The 19720-nt window shown below is 68.3% G+C and carries 17 protein-coding genes; 1 reads left to right on the forward strand and 16 read right to left on the reverse strand.

The window, feature by feature from the left end; all coding sequences use genetic code 11:
- Positions 1–7: 7 nt before the first annotated feature.
- The 15 genes from JC881_RS24465 to JC881_RS24535 all read right to left on the reverse strand — a co-directional run bounded on the left by JC881_RS24465 (position 8) and on the right by JC881_RS24535 (position 16094).
- Positions 8–2293, reverse strand: coding sequence for a spermidine synthase (locus JC881_RS24465; protein ID WP_198788315.1), 2286 nt, complete (start codon positions 2291–2293; stop codon positions 8–10).
- Positions 2294–2313: 20 nt separating this feature from the next.
- On the reverse strand, positions 2314–3522 hold the full coding sequence (locus tag JC881_RS24470) for a TadE/TadG family type IV pilus assembly protein (RefSeq protein ID WP_198788316.1): 1209 nt from the start codon (positions 3520–3522) through the stop codon (positions 2314–2316).
- Between the two features lie 22 nt (positions 3523–3544).
- Positions 3545–3886 (reverse strand): DUF192 domain-containing protein, encoded by a 342-nt coding sequence (locus tag JC881_RS24475; RefSeq protein ID WP_198788317.1) that lies wholly within the window; start codon positions 3884–3886, stop codon positions 3545–3547.
- Between the two features lie 34 nt (positions 3887–3920).
- Positions 3921–4811 (reverse strand): type II secretion system F family protein, encoded by an 891-nt coding sequence (locus JC881_RS24480; RefSeq protein ID WP_198788318.1) that lies wholly within the window; start codon positions 4809–4811, stop codon positions 3921–3923.
- A gap of 15 nt (positions 4812–4826) precedes the next feature.
- Complete coding sequence (locus tag JC881_RS24485; protein WP_093436872.1) at positions 4827–5684, reverse strand: type II secretion system F family protein; 858 nt, start codon at positions 5682–5684, stop codon at positions 4827–4829.
- Positions 5681–7324: an ATPase, T2SS/T4P/T4SS family gene (locus tag JC881_RS24490; RefSeq protein WP_198788319.1), complete on the reverse strand. Its 1644-nt coding sequence runs from the start codon at positions 7322–7324 to the stop codon at positions 5681–5683. The genes JC881_RS24485 and JC881_RS24490 overlap by 4 nt, the downstream gene beginning before the upstream one ends.
- A gap of 30 nt (positions 7325–7354) precedes the next feature.
- Positions 7355–8977: a type II and III secretion system protein family protein gene (locus JC881_RS24495; RefSeq protein ID WP_198788320.1), complete on the reverse strand. Its 1623-nt coding sequence runs from the start codon at positions 8975–8977 to the stop codon at positions 7355–7357.
- Between the two features lie 65 nt (positions 8978–9042).
- On the reverse strand, positions 9043–10002 hold the full coding sequence (gene cpaB, locus JC881_RS24500) for a Flp pilus assembly protein CpaB (protein ID WP_198788321.1): 960 nt from the start codon (positions 10000–10002) through the stop codon (positions 9043–9045).
- A gap of 6 nt (positions 10003–10008) precedes the next feature.
- The gene (locus JC881_RS24505; protein WP_233102010.1) at positions 10009–10236 is read right to left on the reverse strand and encodes a hypothetical protein; all 228 of its coding nucleotides are present in this window, start codon (positions 10234–10236) and stop codon (positions 10009–10011) included.
- Entirely contained in the window at positions 10233–10955 is a 723-nt protein-coding gene (locus JC881_RS24510; RefSeq protein ID WP_198788322.1) for a hypothetical protein, read from the reverse strand. The genes JC881_RS24505 and JC881_RS24510 overlap by 4 nt, the downstream gene beginning before the upstream one ends.
- Positions 10955–11950 carry a hypothetical protein gene (locus JC881_RS24515; protein ID WP_198788323.1) on the reverse strand — a complete coding sequence of 332 codons (996 nt, stop codon included), beginning with the start codon at positions 11948–11950 and terminating at the stop codon, positions 10955–10957. The genes JC881_RS24510 and JC881_RS24515 overlap by 1 nt, the downstream gene beginning before the upstream one ends.
- 16 nt (positions 11951–11966) lie before the next feature.
- Positions 11967–13874 carry a Tad domain-containing protein gene (locus tag JC881_RS24520; protein WP_198788324.1) on the reverse strand — a complete coding sequence of 636 codons (1908 nt, stop codon included), beginning with the start codon at positions 13872–13874 and terminating at the stop codon, positions 11967–11969.
- 57 nt (positions 13875–13931) lie between these two features.
- Positions 13932–14237 carry a pilus assembly protein gene (locus JC881_RS24525; protein ID WP_198788325.1) on the reverse strand — a complete coding sequence of 102 codons (306 nt, stop codon included), beginning with the start codon at positions 14235–14237 and terminating at the stop codon, positions 13932–13934.
- 133 nt (positions 14238–14370) lie between these two features.
- Positions 14371–15309, reverse strand: a complete 939-nt coding sequence (locus JC881_RS24530) for an AraC family transcriptional regulator (protein ID WP_198788326.1) — start codon at positions 15307–15309, stop codon at positions 14371–14373.
- A gap of 353 nt (positions 15310–15662) precedes the next feature.
- A complete protein-coding gene (locus tag JC881_RS24535) occupies positions 15663–16094 on the reverse strand; it encodes a putative toxin-antitoxin system toxin component, PIN family (RefSeq protein WP_198788327.1) in 432 nt (143 codons plus the stop codon).
- A 114-nt stretch (positions 16095–16208) separates the two neighbouring features.
- On the opposite strand from JC881_RS24535, the gene JC881_RS24540 reads away from it, so the two are divergent.
- A complete protein-coding gene (locus JC881_RS24540) occupies positions 16209–16634 on the forward strand; it encodes a surface-adhesin E family protein (protein WP_198788328.1) in 426 nt (141 codons plus the stop codon).
- Here JC881_RS24540 and JC881_RS24545 read toward each other — a convergent pair whose 3' ends face one another.
- Complete coding sequence (locus JC881_RS24545; protein ID WP_233102011.1) at positions 16635–19403, reverse strand: C1 family peptidase; 2769 nt, start codon at positions 19401–19403, stop codon at positions 16635–16637. It lies immediately after the preceding gene.
- Positions 19404–19720: the final 317 nt, after the last annotated feature.

The raw sequence follows: 19720 nt of genomic DNA on the forward strand, positions 1-19720 counted from the left end.
GGTCTTTTCAGGGCTTGACCGTCCAGCGCAGTGCGCCCAGCAAGTTGCTGTGGTCATCGGTCCATGTCTTGACGCCCGCGTCATCGATGGCCTCGCCGCGCTCGCGCACGACGGCATCCTGCAGGAAGCGTGCGTCGTTCGTCAGCAGCACGTACTCCGAGGAGTGCTCCAGCGTGGCATTGCCGGGCGCGGGCTCGAAGTGCACGCGCAGCGCCTGCATGCCCGCGTCCTCGGCCAGGCGCTTGACCACCGGCGCGAGCAGCAGGTGCCGGTTGCTGATGTGAAAGGCGATCACGCCCGTGGGCAGCAGGTGCTGGCGGTACAGCGCCAGCGCCTCGCGCGTCATCAGGTGCATCGGGATCGCATCGCCCGAGAAGGCATCGACCACGATCGCGTCCAAGCGCTGCGAGCCGTGCGCATCGAGCTCCTGCTGCATCAGGAGGCGCGCATCGCCCTGCGCCACCTCGATGGTCGCCGGCGAGTCGGCGAGGTAGGTGAAATGCGAGCGCGCGGCCTCTGTCACGCGCGGGTTGATCTCGTAGAAACGGTAGGTGTCGCCGCTGCGCCCGAAGGCCGCGAGCGTGCCCACGCCCAGGCCGATCACACCCACGCGCTGCGTCTGGCTGCGGTTCGTGAGCAGCGCCAATCCGGCGCCCGACTTCGGCCCGTAGTAGGTGCTCGGCAGACGCCGCTGCACCGCGCCCTGCAGCTGCTCGCCGTGCGAGATCACGCCGTGCATCAGCCGGCGCGACGCGGTGAGGCCACCCGGAATGCCGAACTGCTCCACGCGCAGCGCGCCGTAGAAATTGCGCACGCGCAGCACCGTGCGGTTGTCGGCCTCGAGCACGCTCGCGATCGAGAGCCAGGCCACGGCGCCCGCCGCCAGCGCACCCGCCAGGCCCGCGCCCGCCGCCCATGAACGCGCGCGCCATGCGCCGTAGGCCGCGGCGAAGCAGGCGAGCGCGGCGACCGATGCGTGAAAGACGTTGTTGGACACCGAGACCGCGTCCATCCGCAGGAACGCCGCGAACCCCACCACGACGGCGAGCGCGAAGGCGAACCACACCCACTGCTGGCGCCCGCGCACGAGCCACAGCATGATCAATCCGGGCGCCGCCAGGCTCGCGGGCAGCTCCCAGTAGCCATTGAAGAAATGCGGCGCGACCACGCCCGCGAAGATGCCGCCCACCGCGCCGCCCAATGCCAGCAGCAGGTAGAAACGCGTGAGCCGCGCGGGTCCGGGCCGCGCGCGTGCGAGCTCGCCGTTGGCGAACATGCAGATCGCGAAGAGCCCCGCGCAGTACAGGCCGATGGCCGCGGCGATCGGGAGCGACCGCTGCGGCGTGTTCAGGTACCAGCCCATCACCGGCGTGAGCACCACCACCGCGGGCCAGAAGAGCCGGCGCCGGTACCAGAAGTCGCTGTCGAAACACAGCACGAAGCTCAAGAGGTACAGCGCGAGCGGCACGATCCACAGCATCGGCACCGAGGCGATGTCCTGCGTGATGAAGGCCGACACCGCCAGCAGCGCGACCGTGCCGAGCGCGGCCAGCACCAGCCACAGCAGTTGCTCGGACCACGACAGGGGCGCTGGCGACGCAGCGCTTGCGACCGCTTCCGCACCAGTCTGCGTGGGTCGCGCCTTGCCGACGGCCACCACCGACACGATCGCCAGCACCGCGAACAGCCCGAAGCCCACCGACCACGCCACGGCCTGCGCGCGCAGCGCGAACACCGGCTCCAGCACGAAGGGATACACGACAAGCGCCGCCAACGCCGCAAGGTTCGACAGCGCGAACAGCCGGTAGACCTTCGCCTGCCGCGGCGCATCGCCCGCATGCAGCCGCGCGACCCAGCTCTGCACCAGCGGCCCGGTGGTGCACACCGCGAGATACGGCAGCCCGATGGTGGCCGCCAGCACCGCGAGCACGCCGGCCGACGGGTCGCCCTGCCCCGTCGGCTTCCACGCCGCATCGGGAATCACCGGCAGCATCGCGCAGGCCGCAAGCAAGAGGAGCGCATGCACGACGGCCTGCATGCGCAGCGGCCGGCGCGAGAGCCAGTCGGCGTAGAAGTACCCCAGGAGCAGCACCACCTGGAAGAACACCAGGCACAGCGTCCACACCGCGGCCGAGCCGCCGAACCACGGCAGGATCTGCCGCGCGATCAGCGGCTGGACCAGGAACAGCAGGAAGGCCGAGACGAAGATGGTCGATGCGCAGAGCGCCAGTGCGCCGGCGCCGCGCGGCGCTTCCGATGCGCCCACATCGTGCGCAACATGCGCAACAGGCATTGCGTCCGCGGCCTCGCGCATCAGGGCGCTGTGCCCGGGTTCGGCACCTTGTCCAGCTGCCCCTTGACCGAGGCGTCCCAGATGGCCGGGCAGAAGGAATTGCCGTCACCCACCTTGTCGGCCAGCGCGTCGACACCGCGGGCCAGCAGCTGCGAGGCCCACTCGGTGCTGTTGTTGCGCACGAAAGCAAAGATGTTGGTCATGGCGTCCTGCGGCTTCTCCAGCACGTTGATGCCCGTATTGTTGCTCCACGCCGGGTCCCACTGCAGGTCGATGCTGCGGTCGCTCTTGGGTCCGAACGAATAGAACGGGTGCCAGTACATCGGCGACTCCATGCCCACCACGCCGTCGGCGGCGAGCGGAATCTTGCCGTTGGCGATGTAGTACGCATCCAGCTGGTTGAGGCGGAAATCGGTGCCCGGCGCGGTGGCGCCATCGACCGACATGAGCTTGAACCACGCCTCGCCCACGAACTGGTAGCCCTTGAGCGCGGTGAGGATGATCTTGTTGGCCACCGGAATCCCCAGGCGATAGCCGTAGTGCACGCGCAGGTGCAGCACGCTCGACTCGCCCAGCGTCTTGTTCGACACATTGCCGCGCAGTTCCGCATCGGGCGGCAGCGGATCGCCGATGCCCACGGTGGTGCTCATGGCCTTGGCCTTGAAGTCGTAGGGCAGGGGCTTGCGGTAACGCATGGTGTCGTTGGGGATCTGCATGATCCAGCGGTTCTCGCCGAAGTTCTCGATGAACGCCCAGTCGATGAAGGTGGTCTGCGTGGGGTTCAGGTACTCGATGCAGGCCGACTCGATCAGGTCGGTGTTGGTGTCGATCCAGCCCTTGAACATGCCGCCCACGCTGGCGTCCCGCACGTTCAGCGGCATCATCCCCTTGACCAGCCCCTGCCACACGCTGCCGCGCGTGAGCGCGTTGGTGGTGAGCTCCAGCGCCGCGCTGTTGAGCGTGGACAGGCCCGGCGTGGTCGAGTTGCCGATGCGAAAGATGAAGGGCAGCGGCATGCCGTTGTTGAGCGACCCCGCGCGCGCCGCTTCGTGCGCGGCGTACTCCAGCGTGAGGCGCGCGCGGTAGATGAGGCCGAACTGCACCACGCACATCACGAACAGGATCAGCACCGGCAGCGCGATCATGGTCTCGGTCATGGAAACGCCGCGCTGGCTGCGCCGGGGCCACGCAAGGCGGCGCTTCTGGTTTTGCTCAAGAGTGGAATGCATTGCTGTTCTCCTCTGTGTGTGGTTACCAGCCCGACAACTTCAACCCCGGACGCAGCGCGAGCCGCCGCGCTTGGCCCGCGGCCAGCTCGAGCACGTTGGACGCGCCCAGGCACATCGCCATGCGCATCGGGCGCAGGCTCTCGACCACGCGCGCGATGCCGCCGTGCCGGTCGAGAAAGACGACGTCGATCGGATAGCGCATGCCCACCGTGTGCACCGAGCTGCAGCGCATGATCAGGAGGCCCTCGCTCGCGGCCAGGCGCGGACGGCCGAGCAGCCCGCGCGTGCGGTCCCAGCCGCGTTCGGCCACGCGCACGGGACCGAAGGGCTGGGCCTGGGGAGAGCGGAGGGAGACGATGCGCATCGGCGATTCAAATGTGTTGTTGAGTGGGCGGATTTCAGTGGTTCTGGGTTTCGAGGAACTGCATCACCAGCGGGAAGAAAATGATGATGAAGGTCACCGGGAAGATGAAGATCACCAACGGCCCGATCATCTTCACGGGCGCCTCCATCGCGAGCTTCTCGGCCATCTGGAAGCGCTCGGTGCGGCGCTGGTCCGAAATGGCCGAGAGCGTGTCGGCCAGGCTCGCGCCCAGCGATTCGGCCTGCGTGAGGTTCGACACCAGGCTCTTGATGTGCTTGTTGTCGAGGCGATCGGCCAGCGCGTTGAGCGCGTCCATGCGGCTCGCGCCGGTGCGCATCTCGCGCATCATCCGGTCGAACTCCTGGCCGAGCGCGCCGCCGGGGCCCTTCTGCACCGCCTGCGCGATCGCGCCCGTCAAGCTCAGGCCCGCCTGGCAGCACAGCGTGATCATGTCCAGGTAGCCGGGCAGCGTGCGCAGGATGTCTTTTTCGCGGCGCTTGCGGCGGTCGCGCATCCACATCACCGGGTAGAGCCACCCCGTCACGCACGATGCCAGCGTGACCCAGATCTTGGTGCCCGCCATCGCATCGAGCAGGCCCGCGGTCCACAGGCCGAGCGCGGCCACCACGAGCATCGAGACGCACTGCACCGCGATGAACTCCTCGGCCTTGAGCACGAACTCCAGGCCCGCGAGCTGCAACTGGCGCTTTCGCTTGACCAGCATCGAGGTGGGCGCGATCTCCGAGACATGGAACTGCAGGATGTTCACCACCGGCCACACCAGCCGCAGCATGCGCGGCAGCGGGTCCATGTGGGTGCGCTCCGAAGGCCGGGCCTTGCGGATCAGCGAGATCATGTAGAGCAGCAGGATCACCCCCGTGGTCGCGCACAGGAAGATGATGGCCAGGAGGATCAGCGAGCGCATGGCAATCCCGGATCTTCAGATGTCGATCGCCACGATCTTGCGGATCATCGCGTAGCCCAGCATCAGCATGATGGCGATCACCGTCAGCACGACCCAGCCGATCGTCGTGGAGAAGAGGAGCCCCATCGTCGGCTGCATCAGGTACAGCACGCCCATCAGCAGCAGCGGAAAGAGCGTCATCACCAGCCCCTGGATGCGGCCCTGCGCGGTGAGCGCCTTGATGCGCCCTTCCAGAATGGCCTTCCGGCGCAGCGTCTCGGCCAGCACCTGCAGCGGCTCCGAGAGATTGCCGCCCACTTCCTTGGAGACGCGCAGCGCCACCACCACCAGCACGAAGTCGGGAATGCCCAGGCGCTGCGACATCTTCTGGATCGCATCGTCGAAGCTCACGCCCAGGCGCTGCTCCTTGAGCACCAGACCGAACTCCTGGCCGAGCGGTCCCACCTGGTCGCGCACCAGCACCTGGATGGCCACCGAAAGCGCGCTGCCCGCGCGCAGCGCGCTGGCAATGAAGAGCAACGCATCGGGCAGCTCCGATTCGATCTGCTGGCGGCGCTTCTTGCGCTGCCATGCGAACCAGCGCGCGGGCAGGAGATACAGCACCACCGCCGCCACCACGCCGCCGATCAGGTTGCCCGAGATGAGCCAGCCGATCGCACCGCACAGCGCCACCAGGAACGCATGGCCCGAGGCGAATGCCACCGCGTGTTGTGCCTGGAACTCCGACAGGTTCAGCGTGCGGCGGCCGCTCGCCTGCAGCTTGGACATCATCTTGCCCACCAGTTCCGGCGAGCGCTGCAAGAGCAGGTAGCCGCACAGCGTGATGAAGCCCATGCCGCAGAGCACGGAGGCCAGGAGGATCATTCCCTTCATGGCACGGTCTCCCCGAAGAGGTATTCCAGGTCCAGCTTCAGGCCGTGCTCCTGCAGGCGCGTGAAGAACTCGGGCACGGTGCCCGCAGCCGTGAAGTGGCCGACGGTCTTGAACGTCTCGTCCACACCGGTCTTGCGAAAGGCATACACGTCCTGCATCTGGATCGTGCCGTCGGCGAAGCCCGTGATCTCGGTGATCTGCGTGACCTTGCGGCTGCCGCACGGAAAGCGCGTGAGCTGCACGATCAGGTCCACGGCCGAGGCGATCTGCTCGCGGATCGCCGCCACCGGGATGTTCATGCCCGCCATGGTCACCAGCACCTCCAGCCGCGACATCGCATCGCGCGGCGAGTTGCTGTGCAGCGTGGTGAGCGAGCCGTCGTGGCCGGTGTTCATGGCCTGCAGCATGTCCAGCGCCTCGCCGCCGCGGCACTCGCCCACCACGATGCGGTCGGGCCGCATCCGCAGCGAGTTGCGCACCAGGTCGCGAATCGCGATGGCGCCCTTGCCTTCGATGTTGGCCGGCCGCGATTCGAGCGACACCAGGTTGGGCTGCCCGAGCGAAAGCTCGGCCGCGTCCTCGATGGTCACGATGCGCTCGTTGGACGGAATGAAGTTCGACACCATGTTCAGGAGCGTCGTCTTGCCGGTGCCCGTGCCGCCCGAGACGATGATGTTGAGCTTCTCCTCCACCGCGATGCGCATGAAGTCCACCATCTGCGCGGTGATGGAGCCGGTGCGGATCATCCCCTCGTGGCCCATGCGGTTCTTCGGGAACTTCCGGATCGTGACGCTGGGCCCGCGCAGCGCGAGCGGCGGAATGATCGCGTTCACGCGCGAGCCGTCTTTCAGGCGCGCGTCCACCATCGGCGAGCTCTCGTCGATGCGCCGGCCCAGCGGCGTCACGATGCGCTCGATGGCCCCGAGCACCGCGATGTTGCTGGTGAAGGCGACGTTGGTGCGCTCCAGCCGCCCCGCGCGCTCGATCCAGATCTCGTCGAAGCGGTTGACCATCACTTCGGTCACGCTCTCGTCTTTCAGCAGCACCTCCAGCGGGCCGAGGCCGATGGCTTCGTCCAGCAGCTGCTGGCTCAGCAGCGCCCGGTCCAGTTCGGGCGGCATGTCGCGCGTGTCGCGGATGATCTCGGCGATCAGCGCGCGGATGTTCGAGCGCAGCTCCTCGTCCTTCATCTGCGCGGTGTCGATGCGGCGGTTGTCCAGTTGCTGGAGCAGCGTGCGGTGCAGCGAGCGGCGCCATTGCAGGAGCGGGTCCTCGATGGCGAGCGCCGCCTCGGCGTACTGCGCGGCCTCGGCCGCTTCCTGCGGATCGACGCCCGCGGGCTTGAGCGCCATATCGATCGACACCACCAGCGTGTGGCCGCCGATGATGATTTCCTCGCCGCCCTTCATCGGGCCGAAGCGCGTCACGCGGTTGCCGTCGACCCAGGTGCCGAAGAGGCTGCCCAGGTCCTGCACGAACACCTCCTCGTCGTGCAGCACGAACTGGGCGTGCAGCTTGGCGACGTTCCAGCCCGAGAGCACGATGTGGTTGCCGGCATCCTTGCCGACCTGGAGTTCCGCGACGTCGATCGGGACCTCGCGCACGACCTGCTGCGGGGAATTGACGAAGACCTTGTGCATGGTGGCGGGGTTCTCGGGTCTTGGGGATCGTCAGGGAGCGACGGGTTGGCCGGGCGTGCCGGCGGGAATGCCGCCGATGTCCGCGGCGGCGGGCGGCGGACGCGAACCGTACGGGTCCGACTTGTCCTCGGTCAGCGTGCCGAAGTTGCTTCCCACGTCCTGCTCGAGCTGGCGCGAGCGCTCGATGCGCGAGCGGCTGTCCGCCGGGACGACCACGCGCGGCGTGATGAACACCACCACTTCCTGTTCCTTGTCGGTGTCGTTGTCGGCACGGAAGGCGCGCCCGATGATCGGCGCCTTGCGCAGGCCCGGCACGCCGTCGCTGGAGCGCGTCGATTCGCGGCTCAAGAGGCCCGACAGCACGATGGTCTCGCCGGCCTTCACGTTGAACTCGGTGTCGGTGCGCCGGATCAGGAGACCCGGAATGCCCTGCACCGCCACACTGCGGTCGATGCTGCTCACCTCGGTGAGGATGCTGCCCGACACGTTGCCCTCGCCGTCGGCGATGGGCTTGATGTTCAGCCGCACGCCGTAGGGCTTGAACTCCACCGAGCCCGCGCCCTGCGTGCTGAGCGCGGGCAGCGGGATCTCGCCGCCGGCCAGGAACTTGGCCTCGCCGCCGCTGCGGGTCGAGAGGTTGGGCGAAGCGAGCAAAAAGGCATTGCCGCGCTGCACCAGCAGGTTGATGCGCGAGGTGAGGCTCAGGCCGATGCCGAAGTACGCCTCGGGCATGCGCCGGTTCTGGCCCAGCAGCGCCGTGCCCTGCGGCGTGGACGTGTTGAAGGCCGAGCCGTCGGGCAGGATGCGGTAGCTGCCGCTGGAGGCGATGTCCGAGAACAGGCCGAAGTTGAAGCCGTCGCCCGAGCTCTGCCAGCGCACGCCCAGGTCATCGAGCGCGGTCTTGCTGAATTCGACGATGCGCACCTGGATGTCCACCATGCGGTCCACGCGGATGCGGTCGGCCGTGGCCAGCGACACCACGGCCGGCGCATAGAGAGTGGCCACCGTGTTCAGGCGCTCGACGGCGGCCGGGTCCAGGCTGTTGCCGTCCATGATGATGCGCTCGCCGATGCGGCGGATGTTCACGCCCGAGATGCCGCGCGTGATCTCGCGCAGCTCGTCGGCGATGCGGTCCAGGTCCACCACGTTCACGCGCACCTTGAGCTTGCGCACGGTGCCGTTCTTGTCCCAGACATGCAGCGTGCTGTCGCCCGCGTCCTGCGCGGTGATGAGCATGTTCGCGCCGTCCAGCACGCGGGCCTCCAGCACCTTGCCGTTGCCGATGGCCACGCGCGAGACGCCCGGCATCTTGACCAGCACCATCTGCCCGACATAGAGCGTGAGCGCCTCCGGCAGCCGTTGCATCACGGTGGCGCGCGCGGCGATGCGCTGCAGTTCGGCCTCGGTGATGGCGGCCGGCGGTGGCGGCGCGGGCGGGCGGATGCCCGGCGAAGTCTCGGCCGGGCGGGATGTCGCCGGCCCGCCCGGCGAGGCGAACGCCGGCGGGGACATCGACGCGCCCGCAGGCACGGGTGCCACGGTGCCCAGCGGCACGGGCGATGCCGCCGGCGCGCCGGGGTACGGACCCTGCGCCTCGGCCTGGAAAACAAGACACAGCGCCGTCGCTGCCAAGGTGCATCGCTTGAGGTTCATCGAACTTTTCTGGAGATCAGTAAAACGGGTGCGCCCCGCGGGGCAACGTTCGGGGCGGCAGGACTTCAGCGCGGCAACGCGCCGCCGGTGGGCAGCGCGGCACCCAGGCCGGGCGCGGGCGGCGCGCCGCGGCTGCCGGTGCCGCCGACGATGTATTCGACGCTCGGGCCCGAGGGTCCGCTGGCCACGGCCATCGCATGCGAGCGCTGCGGCCTGAAGCCGGCCACGATGGCGTCCAGGTCGACCGCGTCGACGCCGCTGGTCATGGTGGCGCGGTCTTCGGGGTTGCGCAGCGTGGCGATGATCTTTCCGAGGCGCTGCGCCAGGATGAGCTTCTGCGCGTCCTGCGGCTGGATCGCCACGGTGACGGTGGAGTAGCGCTGCTGCGCGTAGGGGTCGGTGTCGGCCGACACGTCGGAGCGCTTTCGCATCGCGGCGAACTGCTCCGAGGTGATCTGGCCGGTGGCGCGCACCTCCACGTCCTGCAGCAGCGGAATCACCACCGAGGGATCGTTGGCCGCGGATTTCTCGACCACGTACATGAAGTCGATGCGGTCGCCCGCGCGCAGCATGCCCGAGATGGAGCTGATCTCGTCCACCGGAATGGTGATGGCGCGCACGCCCTGCTCGATCTCCTGCGCGAACACCTTGCGCGGCGCCGAGAAGAACGACGCGAGCAGCGGCTTGCCGGCGGCCACCGGCACCGAGAGCTGGCGGCCCGAGAACTGCGCGAAGGTCTCGGGCGTGAGCGCGTCGTTGTGCACGTACTCGTTGGGCACCGAGCGCTTGGCCACCATGCCCGGCAGCACGGTGGTGCCGTCGGCCAGCGGCTGGCGCGCCACGACCACGTCGCGGCGCTGGCTGTCGGCGTCTTTCTCCAGGCTCGCGGCGATTTCGCGCTCGCTGGCCCGAAGGTAGTACCAGCCCAGGCCCGCGGCCAGGAGACCCAGCATCAGGGCACCGATCAGGGGGGACAGCCGTTTGACGCTTTGCTTGAACTTGAGGAGTCCCGGAGATGATTTCATGCCTGGCTACAAAGGATAGGAAAGGGTGTACGAGTAGGTCGACCAGGCGTCGCGGAAGGCCTTGATGAGCAGCCCGATCACCGAGCGGTCGGCGCCCGGGAAGGTGGCGAACAGCATCACGGCCAGGATGCCGGCGACGATCACGTATTCGGCGATGACCTGGCCGCGCTGGGCGCGGCGGGAAGAAGAACGATGAGAACGATGGCGGCGTGCACGCATGTCGGTCGCGCTCATTCCGGCGTGGTCTGGCTGGCCACGATGAAGTAGCCGTCGTCGCGCTTGGAGATGGTCACCACCATCTCCTCGCTGTTGCGACGGAACACCAGCGCCGAGCGCGTGCCGCCATCGACGGTGCGGTCCTGCTGCAGCGACCAGCCCAGGCGGATCATCTGTTCGCGCAGGTAGAGCGCGTTGGTCTCCACGCTCACGTTGTTGGTGATGACGATGGTGCGGTTGCGCTGGCCTTCGTCGTAGGAGAGCGTGTCCGAGACCACCTGCGAGCCGGCCGGGCGCGGGAAGCCCTTGCCGATGCGCTCGGCGCGCTCGCGCAGCGCCTGCTCGCTCTGGACCTCGTCGTACATCACCGCCGCCACCAGCCGGCCCGCGGTGCCTTCGGGCCGCGCGCGCAATTGCACCGTGACCTGGTACAGGCCGAAGCGCGCACCGAGCACGCGCATCGGGCCGACATTGCTCACGCCGTAGCCGGCCTTGTCGGCCAGCCACTTTTCGTAGAAGCGCGAGACGACCTCCATCGGGTCCTTGGACTCGATGCCGCGGATCTGCATGGGGATGGTGTTCTGCTCGATGTACTCGGCGATCCAGAAGGTCTTGGCGCTCGCGGGCGACGGAATCGCGGGCCAGTCGCGCTGCGGCGGCGCCGCTGCGGCCGCACCGCACAGGCACAGCCACGCGGCGGCGAGCATCCATCGCAGGAACGGCGCGGGCAGGCTCATCAGGGCAGCGTGTTGACCACGGGGGTCGGCGGGAAGGCGCGGTAGTAGCGGAAATGGTCCTTCACGCTGCCGCCGTTCGCCTCGCCGTCGCCGCCGGTCTCGCCGGTCGCTTCGGGCGGGATGCGCTCGAAGCGGTCCAGCGGCGTCTTCTCCAGCGCGTCGCCCGGCGTGAAGCCCATGGTGAGGTTGTTCATGTCGAAGGCCGGAAAGATCTGCTTGATCTGGTAGGCCGTCTGGTGCATGCCGCCGCGCAGCTGCTGGTAGAAGGCGCCGTCCAGGAGCTTCATCGGCACCAAGCCCTGGATCTTGGATTCCTCGCGGTTCGTGCCGCCGGCGTTCCAGGCCTCGGTGAGCATGGTGACCTGCTCGCTCATGTCCAGCGCGGGAACGTCCTTGAACTTGGTGTAGGTCTGGCTCACCTTCACCTCGTGGCGCAGGTACCCGCTGCTCACCATCTGGAACTTGCCCAGCGGCCCGGTGATGGCGTTGGCGCCGAGCGCGGCCTGAGCCACCCGGATGCCGTCGAACACCACGTCGCTCGCATTGAGCAGCGACGGCATGGGCGCGGCCGTGCTCGATGCGGTGACCGCCGTGGTGCGCTGGTCGATGGCCGGCAGCATCGGCTCGAACTCGGCGATGTCGGCGGCGTGGATGGAGATGCCGGGCGCCGAGCGGTCGCGAAAGATGTGGCGGCGCAGGTCGCGGGTGACCTCCGCATCGGTCTTCTTGATGGCACCCGAGGCGCCCTTGGCTTCCGCGGCGGTGATGCCTTGTTCTTCCGGCATCCACACGGTGCGCTGCCAGGCCACCAGCTTGGCGGCGGCCACGGTCTGCATGCGCTTGGTGCCGTACTCGGCGATGGCCGGAATCGCGGCCAGCGTGACGGCCGCGAAGCTCACGACGAGCAGGGTCTCGACCATCGCGTGGCCAGTGGAAGTGGCGGCAGCGCTCGCGTGCGCCAGGCGTCCGGACAGGCGTCGATGCGGGCGGGTCATGCGCGGGCTTTCTTCATCAGTTGCCGTTGTCTTCGTCGGCCGAGCCGCCGACGGCCGTGCCGCCCATGGCGATGGCGCGCGCCCACAGCGAGGGCTCCACGTTGTGCACGTGCCAGTAGGGGCTGAAGAGGCTGCGGTGCTCGATGTAGCCGCCGGCGAAGCCCACGTTGTACTTGCCGATCGTCGCGGGATCGGCCACCGCGTTGTCGCGGCGCGCCCAGCGGTCCTGCGGCCGGCGGAAGTACACCTGCGAGGTCGACAGCGCCTTGATCTCGCGGCCCTGGAAGTTGTCGCGCAGGCCCGCGCGGCCGTCGGCCGCGGAGTTGCCGAAGCCGGCGACCTCGCCCGTGCGCACCTTGTCGCCGCCCTTTTGCACCACCAGCGTGAAGGCCGGGCCCTTGTCGGTGTTCTTGCCCCACTTGAGCGGGTTGGCGCCCTTGAAGCCGTTTTCCGCGAGCCAGTTGTCCGACTCGTTGGCCACCATCGGCGGGTGGTCCTTGATCTCGGTGAAGCGGGGCATCGCCCAGCTCTTGGTGACCAGGCCGATGTCGGTGCGCGGGCTGTAGTGCAGCTTGGCGTTGAACACCAGCACCGCCAGCGGGGCCACCAGGATCTCGCCGTTGCTGTCGCGCGCGGCCCGCTCGAAGGATTCGCGCTCCATGTACGCGGTGTCGCCGATCTCGCCGTTCAGGCCGCCGTAGGTGCGCCCCTCGCGGGCGTAGCTGCGCAGCGTCAGGCGCTGGCCTTCCCAGCTCTTCATGTAGTTGGGCCCGCCCGCGGCGGCGGCGCCCGCGCCCAGGCCGAAGCGGCCGCGCAGGATGTCGTCCCAGCCGCCGATGAGGTCGGTGTAGAGCACCCCGATGGGCAGCTTGATCTCGATCGAATCGGCCGACTGCCAGCGGATGCGCCCGGTCTCGTCGCCCACGGGAGCTTCGGTAGCGACCAGCTCGGTGCCGCCCTTCCATTCGAGCAGGCCGCCCATCATGTCGCCGGTGATGTCGCTGAAACCCGGCGGCGAGGTCGGGCTGCTGGAAATCATGCCCTGCAGGGCGCCGGACATGCCCGAGGCGACCCAGCCGAGCACGTTGGGCAGGAAGCGGCGGTTCTTGGTCCAGTCGTCGCGCGTGGCCTGCGCGGCGTGCGCGAAACGCAGCACCTCGTTGAACTCGTCGTCGTCGAACGAAAGGCTGCCCGACTGGTGGTAGGTCCTGAGATACGTGCCCACGTCGGCCACGAACTTGATGACGAAGATCGCGGTCTCGGCCGCCGGCACCGAGGCGTCGGGGTCGTTCGAATTGACCACGTCCTTCACCAGCTGCGGCAACTGCGCCGTGGTGCCCACGAGCATCGCGACCTGGCTGGCCGAGATGCCCTGGTTGAACGCGCGAAGGATGTCGGCGCCGATCTGCAGCGGCTTGGCCGAGGGTTCCACGAAACCGGCGATGCGGTCGGCCGTGCGCTGCAGGCGGTTGGCCTTGGCGATGTTGCCCAGGTACTGGAAGAAGTAGATCCAGCCCACGACGGGGATGCGGCTTCTCTCCAGGTTGCGGATGCCCTTCATGGCCTCGGCCACGACCAGGCCCTCCTGGATGTTGGCCGCGCTCGTGATGAGCATGGCCATGGAGGTCTGCGCGCTCGCCAGCGTCGCGATGCTGGCCTCGTTGGCCGCCATCGCGCGGTTGGTGTAGGCCATGTAGTTGAGCGCGCGCGCCGTGAGCACGTTCGCGCTGTAGGTCGCCGCGTCGGCCGTGTTCTGCAGCTTCATCTTCTCGCGCGCTGCGGTGGCCGTGTTGTAGACCACCAGCACGCTCAGGAAGATGATCGGCAGCATCGCCACCAGGTACACGATCGCCTGGCCCGACTGGCGCCGGCGCGCGGACGCGCCGGCAGGGGCCAGGGGGAGCGAGGCGGCGGCTGGGGGCATCGCGCGATGTCGGTCAGGCCGTCAAAACATCAAGGCGTCAAGACGTCGGAAAGCGCCTTACTTCGTGGCGTCCGCACCGCCCTTGGTGTACGTGCTCATGTTCATGTTGACCTGGGCGTTGGTCGATGCCTTGCCAGCGGCGGTCTGCGCGTTCGTGACTTCGGTGGCGCCCGACTGGCCGCCCACTTCCTTGGCCATGCCGGCCACCTGGTTGCGCATGGTCTGGCCGAAGAAGCTGAACACGGCGATCGCGGCGATGGCGATCAGTCCCAGGATCACGAGGTACTCGGTCATGCCTTGGCCGCGGATCTTGATCTTCGAGGCAATTTGGCTGCTCAACTGGGTCAGACGATGGATTTGCATGGGAGAAGTTCCTGAAAGGTGGCTGAAAGAACAGGCGGATCGTAGGGACGCTTTCGTCGCGTGTTCGATACAGTTTTTGCGAATCCCGATACAAATTAACATTCCTCAAACAGTCGCAAATCAGGCGAATTCTTTAGTTCTCCAAACTGCCCGCGCCTTCGAAACGCAGCTGGCTTTGCCTGCGAAATTCGGTCGGCGTCACGCCCTTGATCTCGAGAAAACGGCGGTTGAAATTCGAGACGTTGTTGAAGCCGACCTCGTAACAAATCGAGGTGACGTAGCGCTCGCTCTGCATCAGCAGGAGGCACGCCTTGTTCACCCGCACCTCGTTCACGTAGCCGAGAAAACTGTGGCCCGTCGCGCGCCGGAAGAGCCGGCTGAAGCGCCCCGCGTTCATGCCGAGCTCGGCGGCAATGTCGGCCGCGCTGTGGTCCTTGGCGGGGTCGTTGGCGATGCGCGTGACCACGTCGTCGATGGCCTCGATGCCGTGGTCGCCGTCGGTCTGCATGCCCGAGAGGAGCCGGTAATCGGTGCACACCGCCAGGTCGGCCAGGAAATCGCAGAACAGGCTGAAGCGCTTCAAGCCCCGCGCGCCCTTCACGCGGTGCCAGTGCGCCTCGGCACTGGCGGCCATGCCGAAGAACTCGATGCCGTAGCGCGCGCGCTCCAGCATGCGCACCGCCTCCTGCAGTTCGGGAATGCGCTCGGCCGCCTCGAAGATCGGGTCGTGCAGGAACTGGATCACCAGGTCGCGCTGCGGCACGCCTTCGGGCGGCAGGTCCAGCGAGATCCAGTTGTGCGGCAGCTTGGGGCCGCACAGCACGAGGTGCCCCGGCTCGAACGCGCCGATCCAGTCGCCCACGAAGGCCTGGCCCGAGGTGGCGACGATCAGGTGCAGCTCGTACTCCTCGTGGCAATGCCAGCGCGCCAGAGGCGTGGGAAAGCCGTGCTCCAGGCAGCGCACCAGTCCCACCTCGGTCGATGGCTCGTAGCCCAGGTCGGGCGAACGGGCACGCTCGACCTCGAGTTCGGGGAGCAACTGGCGCGGCGATCGTTGGCTGGAGCTCGTCATGACTTTCTGTTGGACTGACAGGAAACAACACGCCCGCCATCTTGGGGCGCACGGGCGACACGGCAACGAATTGGCGATCTTCGGGGGCGAACATGTCCGCGGGCGCACTGGCAGGCAGCGGCAAGCGCAGGGATCGGGTTCGCGCCGCGGACGATATGGTTTGGCCCTTGCAATTGCCAGACCCTATGCGAACTACGAAGATTCGTATGCGCGCACGGCAAGCGCCAAATTAGCGCCGCCGGTGCTGTCTAGACAGCGGGTTTTTACGGTGGCGCGCCAGTGCGGCATGCGCTTGCAACAGGGGCAATGGGTCACCTGTCTAGACGACCTGCCCGACGCTGCATTTCATCGCTTCAAGCCGCGGCCAGCACCGTCATCACGGCCACGCCCTGCAATGCCAAACGTTTGCGCATGGTCAGCACCGCCTGGTCCTTGCTGATGAGCAGCGCGCGCTGCGCCACCGCCAGGTCGATGAAGACCTGGTCGTCCGGGTCCTTGCACACGCAGGGCGCGCGCGGCGGCATGTCGGCCACGAGGTGCGCGCGGGCGTCGAAAGCCGCCAGCACGCTGGCTGCGTCCATCTGCCGCTGGGCCAGCCGGCGCACGATCAGCGGATAGCCGAGCACCCGCGCGAGCTCGGTGCGCATGGGCGCGGTGGCGATCCAGCGCAGCGTGCCGGCCGCGAGCGCCGCGGCCAGCGGCACGCAGTCGGGGTTGTCGAACACGAACAGGTCGAGCGCGATGTTGGTGTCGATGACGACGAGGCCGGATTCTGGAAGGGTCATGGCGGCGTGGAGATGACCGCCGATGTTGCACCATGTGCGCCCCCGGTCAGCCGCAGGTCGGGCGCAACGCCCCACAATGCTGCGGCGCGCACCACGCCCTCCTCGCCTTCCTCCATGAAACGCCTCTCGCTGCTCTGCCTCGCCCTCCTCGCCTGCGCGGTCGCGCAGGCCGAATGGCTGACCCTGAGCGGCACGCCCGGCGATGCGGCCGCGAGCTACGTGCAGGTCGATCCGACCCGCATCGAAGTCGACGGCGCGCGCCGCGGCGTGACCCTGCGCATGAGCCTGGCGGAAGACGTCACCGGCAAGGACGGTTTCAAGCTGCGCTCGTTCGAGGCCCGGGCCAGCGTCGACTGCGAGGCGCGCACCGCGCGCTACGTGAGCGCCACCTACTTCAGCCTGCCCAACTTCGTCGGCGAGCCCGTGGCCGTCAAGCATTTCGAGGACGACGACGTGCGCCCCCTGACGCTGCCCGGCGCCCCGCCCGAGCTGGCCGCGCGCACCGTCAACGCCGCCTGCAGCGTCGGCAGCAGCAAATAGTCAGAACCCGCGCAGGTCGTCCACCGGCAGCGCGAGGGCCGCGCCGGTGATGCGCTCCAGCGTGCGGCCGATGACGCCGATGTCGTTGTCGAAGCCGCCGTGCCCCGCCGTCTCCAGCACCGGCTTGCCGTTGGCGTCGAGCGCGACCTGGATGCGGTCGTCCTTCACCCGCTGGGTGCGCCGGTCCAGCTTCGCGGCCTTGGCCGAGTTGCGCCAGACCGAGAGCGCCTCGCCGGTGTCGGACGAACCGTCCCACCCCGAATAGGCCTCGTCGTTCACCCGGTCGAGGCCGAGGATCGGCGTGTGCAGGTCGGCCTCCAGCGCATTCGAGACGAGGTACAGCAGCGACTTGCGGTAGACCTTGCCGACGTTGTCGTCGGACTCGATCTTTTCCGAGAGCACATCCAGGTGCAGGCGCTCCATCACCGCCGCGTTGCTCGCGTAGTGGCGGTTCGCGAAGGCGACGGTGCAGGCCGGCGCATAGAGGTTCACCGAGGCGAGCCGCTCGCCGAGGCCGCCGTCGCGCCCGGCGCGCTTGCGCGCGCTCAATGCGCTCAGCAGGTGGCCGATGGCGATCGAGCCCGCCGAATGGCCGACCAGGTGCAGCTCGAACTGGTCGCTCCAGTTGGAGGCCAGCGCCTGGAGCGCGTCCAGCAGCAGGTCGCCGCCGCGGCGGTCGGCGAACGCGAGCTCGGCGTTCTCCTTCATCTCGCTCCAGATCGGGCGCGCGAGCGGGCGGCCGATGCCTTTCTCGATCAGGAGATCGGTCTTGTCGGTGATGCGCTCGCCCACGCCGCCGCCCGCGGGCAGCGAAGGCAGCTTGCCCGCGATGATTCCGCCGATCGATTCGAAGAGCCCCGTCTTCCACACCAGGAACAGCGGATAGCAGCCGTTGCCCACGAAGTAGCGCCCCATGGCGCAGGCGCGCTCGATGGCCTTGTCTTCGTTGTTGAGGCCGCCGTGCACGTAGAGCACCAGGCGCTTGCGCGGCGAGGGCTGGCGGCGGAACCAGTCGTCGGGCAGCACGCAGGCCTGCTGCTGGAGCTTGCGCGGCTGCTCGTCCTCGGTGAGGTAGCGGCTCACGCGGCCGTCGTTGCCCAGCACCACGCTGTGCTGGTAGGCCAGGCCCGTGTCCCACCACTTGTTGCGGTCCGCGGCCGATGCGCTGCCGCGCGCCTCGGTGGCGGCGGCGCCGTTCACCGCGAGCCGGCCGGCCACCACGCCCGGCACACCGAGCGAGACCACCCAGGCGTCCATCGCATGCGCGAGCCAGTCGAGGTAGCCGATCACCGCGAAGCCGCCCGCGCCCCAGCGATTGCCCCACGAGTTCTGCAGGATGAAGCCCTGCGCGTTGAAGCCGATCAGCGCGAAGGCATGGCCGCCTTCTTCGGAGCGCCGGCCGTCGAACGGAATGAGCGGAAGGTCGGCATGCGTCTTCGGTGTCCTGGAGAGCTTCACCGCGTTCCAGCCCGCGTGCGTGAAAGACGAGACGAACACCGCGCGGTGCTGCGCGATCGCGGCCTGCATGTCGGTGATCGACGAGGTCTCGATGCGGTAGTACACGCCCAGGGTGACGTTCGCCGCGCGCGCGGCGAAGCCGTAGGTCGCGGCGCTCGACTTCTCGCTCGAATAGGGCCAGTCGGGCTCCAGGCACACGCCGTTGTTGAACCAGCCCTTGAGCGCGCCGCGGCAGCTCGAGCCTTCGTAGTTCTCGCCCTCGTACTCGTCGTGCCGGCGCGCCAGCGTGTAGAGCATGCGCGGGCTCACCGACTCCATCTTCGCGGGCGTGTGCGCCTTCACCCAGCGCAGGTAGTTGACGACGCAGCTCAGGCCGAAGCCGGTGCACGCGCCCTCCTGGCCCTGGTCGAGGATGAGCCCGGCCTTGTCGTAGGCGGGCAGGTACTTGCGCATCTCCTCCACCGGCGGGTACTCGTCGGGCAGGCTGATCGCGGCGGGCTGGTAGAGGCGATCGCGCAGATCCGCGGCGTCCTTGCGGGTGCGCAGGTCGGTGGTACGGCGCGCGGGGGCCTTCGGCTTGGCCGCCGCTGCTGCGCCTGCACGCGCTACCGCGGGCACATCGCTCCACACCGTCTTCGCGCGCTCGAACACGTCGCGAAAACGATCCAGGCCGTGCGCGCCGCCGTTGACCAGCCGGCGCGCTTCGCGCAGGCCGTCGCGCCCACCCACGCCGTCGTTGCGGATCGCGTCGCGAAACTTCACCGCCTTGTCGGCCAGGAACAGCGCGAGCAGCACCGCCGCGATCTCCGGCGCATTCGCGCGATCGGGCGTCGCCTCGAGCGGCAGGCCCACGCGCTGGCCGTAGCGCCGGTAGTTGTCCTTGCCTGTCAGCTGCACGAAGCCCCGGCCGCGGTAACGCTCGCCATCGCCGGGCTGGCCGTTGCCCAGGTCCGTGCGCGTGTCGTAGAGGCTGAAGGGCGCGCCGCCGGGTGGCGTGTTGAACTTGGAGATGCCTTCGGAAATGGGCACGAAGCCCTCGGTCTCGGCGCGGATGGTGCCCAGCGCGCCGAGGATCATCGGCCGGTCGGTGAGCTTCGCGACGCCGAGCGCGGCCTCGATATAGGGCAGATAGCGCGCGATGTTCGCGGCCTTGGTGGCGGGGAACAATTTGCTCACGTGCGCCACGTCGAGCACCAGTTCGAACGCGCGTTTGTCCAGCGCGATGAGCCCGAGCAGCACTTGGCACGCGCGGCCCGACGACGCCATCACCGATGAGCCCGACGCCGGCCTGCCATCGGCGGATGGCGGCATCGAAGTCGTCGTCGATCGGTGTGCCGGATCTGGCGAGCGACGCGAACAGGTCCGCGTCGCTGCCGAGTGCTTTTGCGAGGGCCTTGCGCAGGCGTTCGACGTCTTCGCCGACGCTGCCTTTGCTCATCAGGATGTCCATGCGCTTCCCCTTCATGCGGGCCGTGACGGGCCGCGGGACGCATGGTGAAACTCGCGAGGGGGCGCGTCTATTTGTCTAAATGACTAGGCCAAGTGTTGCGCTGGGCTGATTCATTCGGGGCGTGTGCACAGGCCACCGGGTACTCCCCTCCGCGAATGTCCCCCGGGCTTCGCCCTCC

It is taken from the genome of Variovorax sp. IB41, assembly GCF_016405905.1.
GTDB lineage: Bacteria > Pseudomonadota > Gammaproteobacteria > Burkholderiales > Burkholderiaceae_C > Variovorax.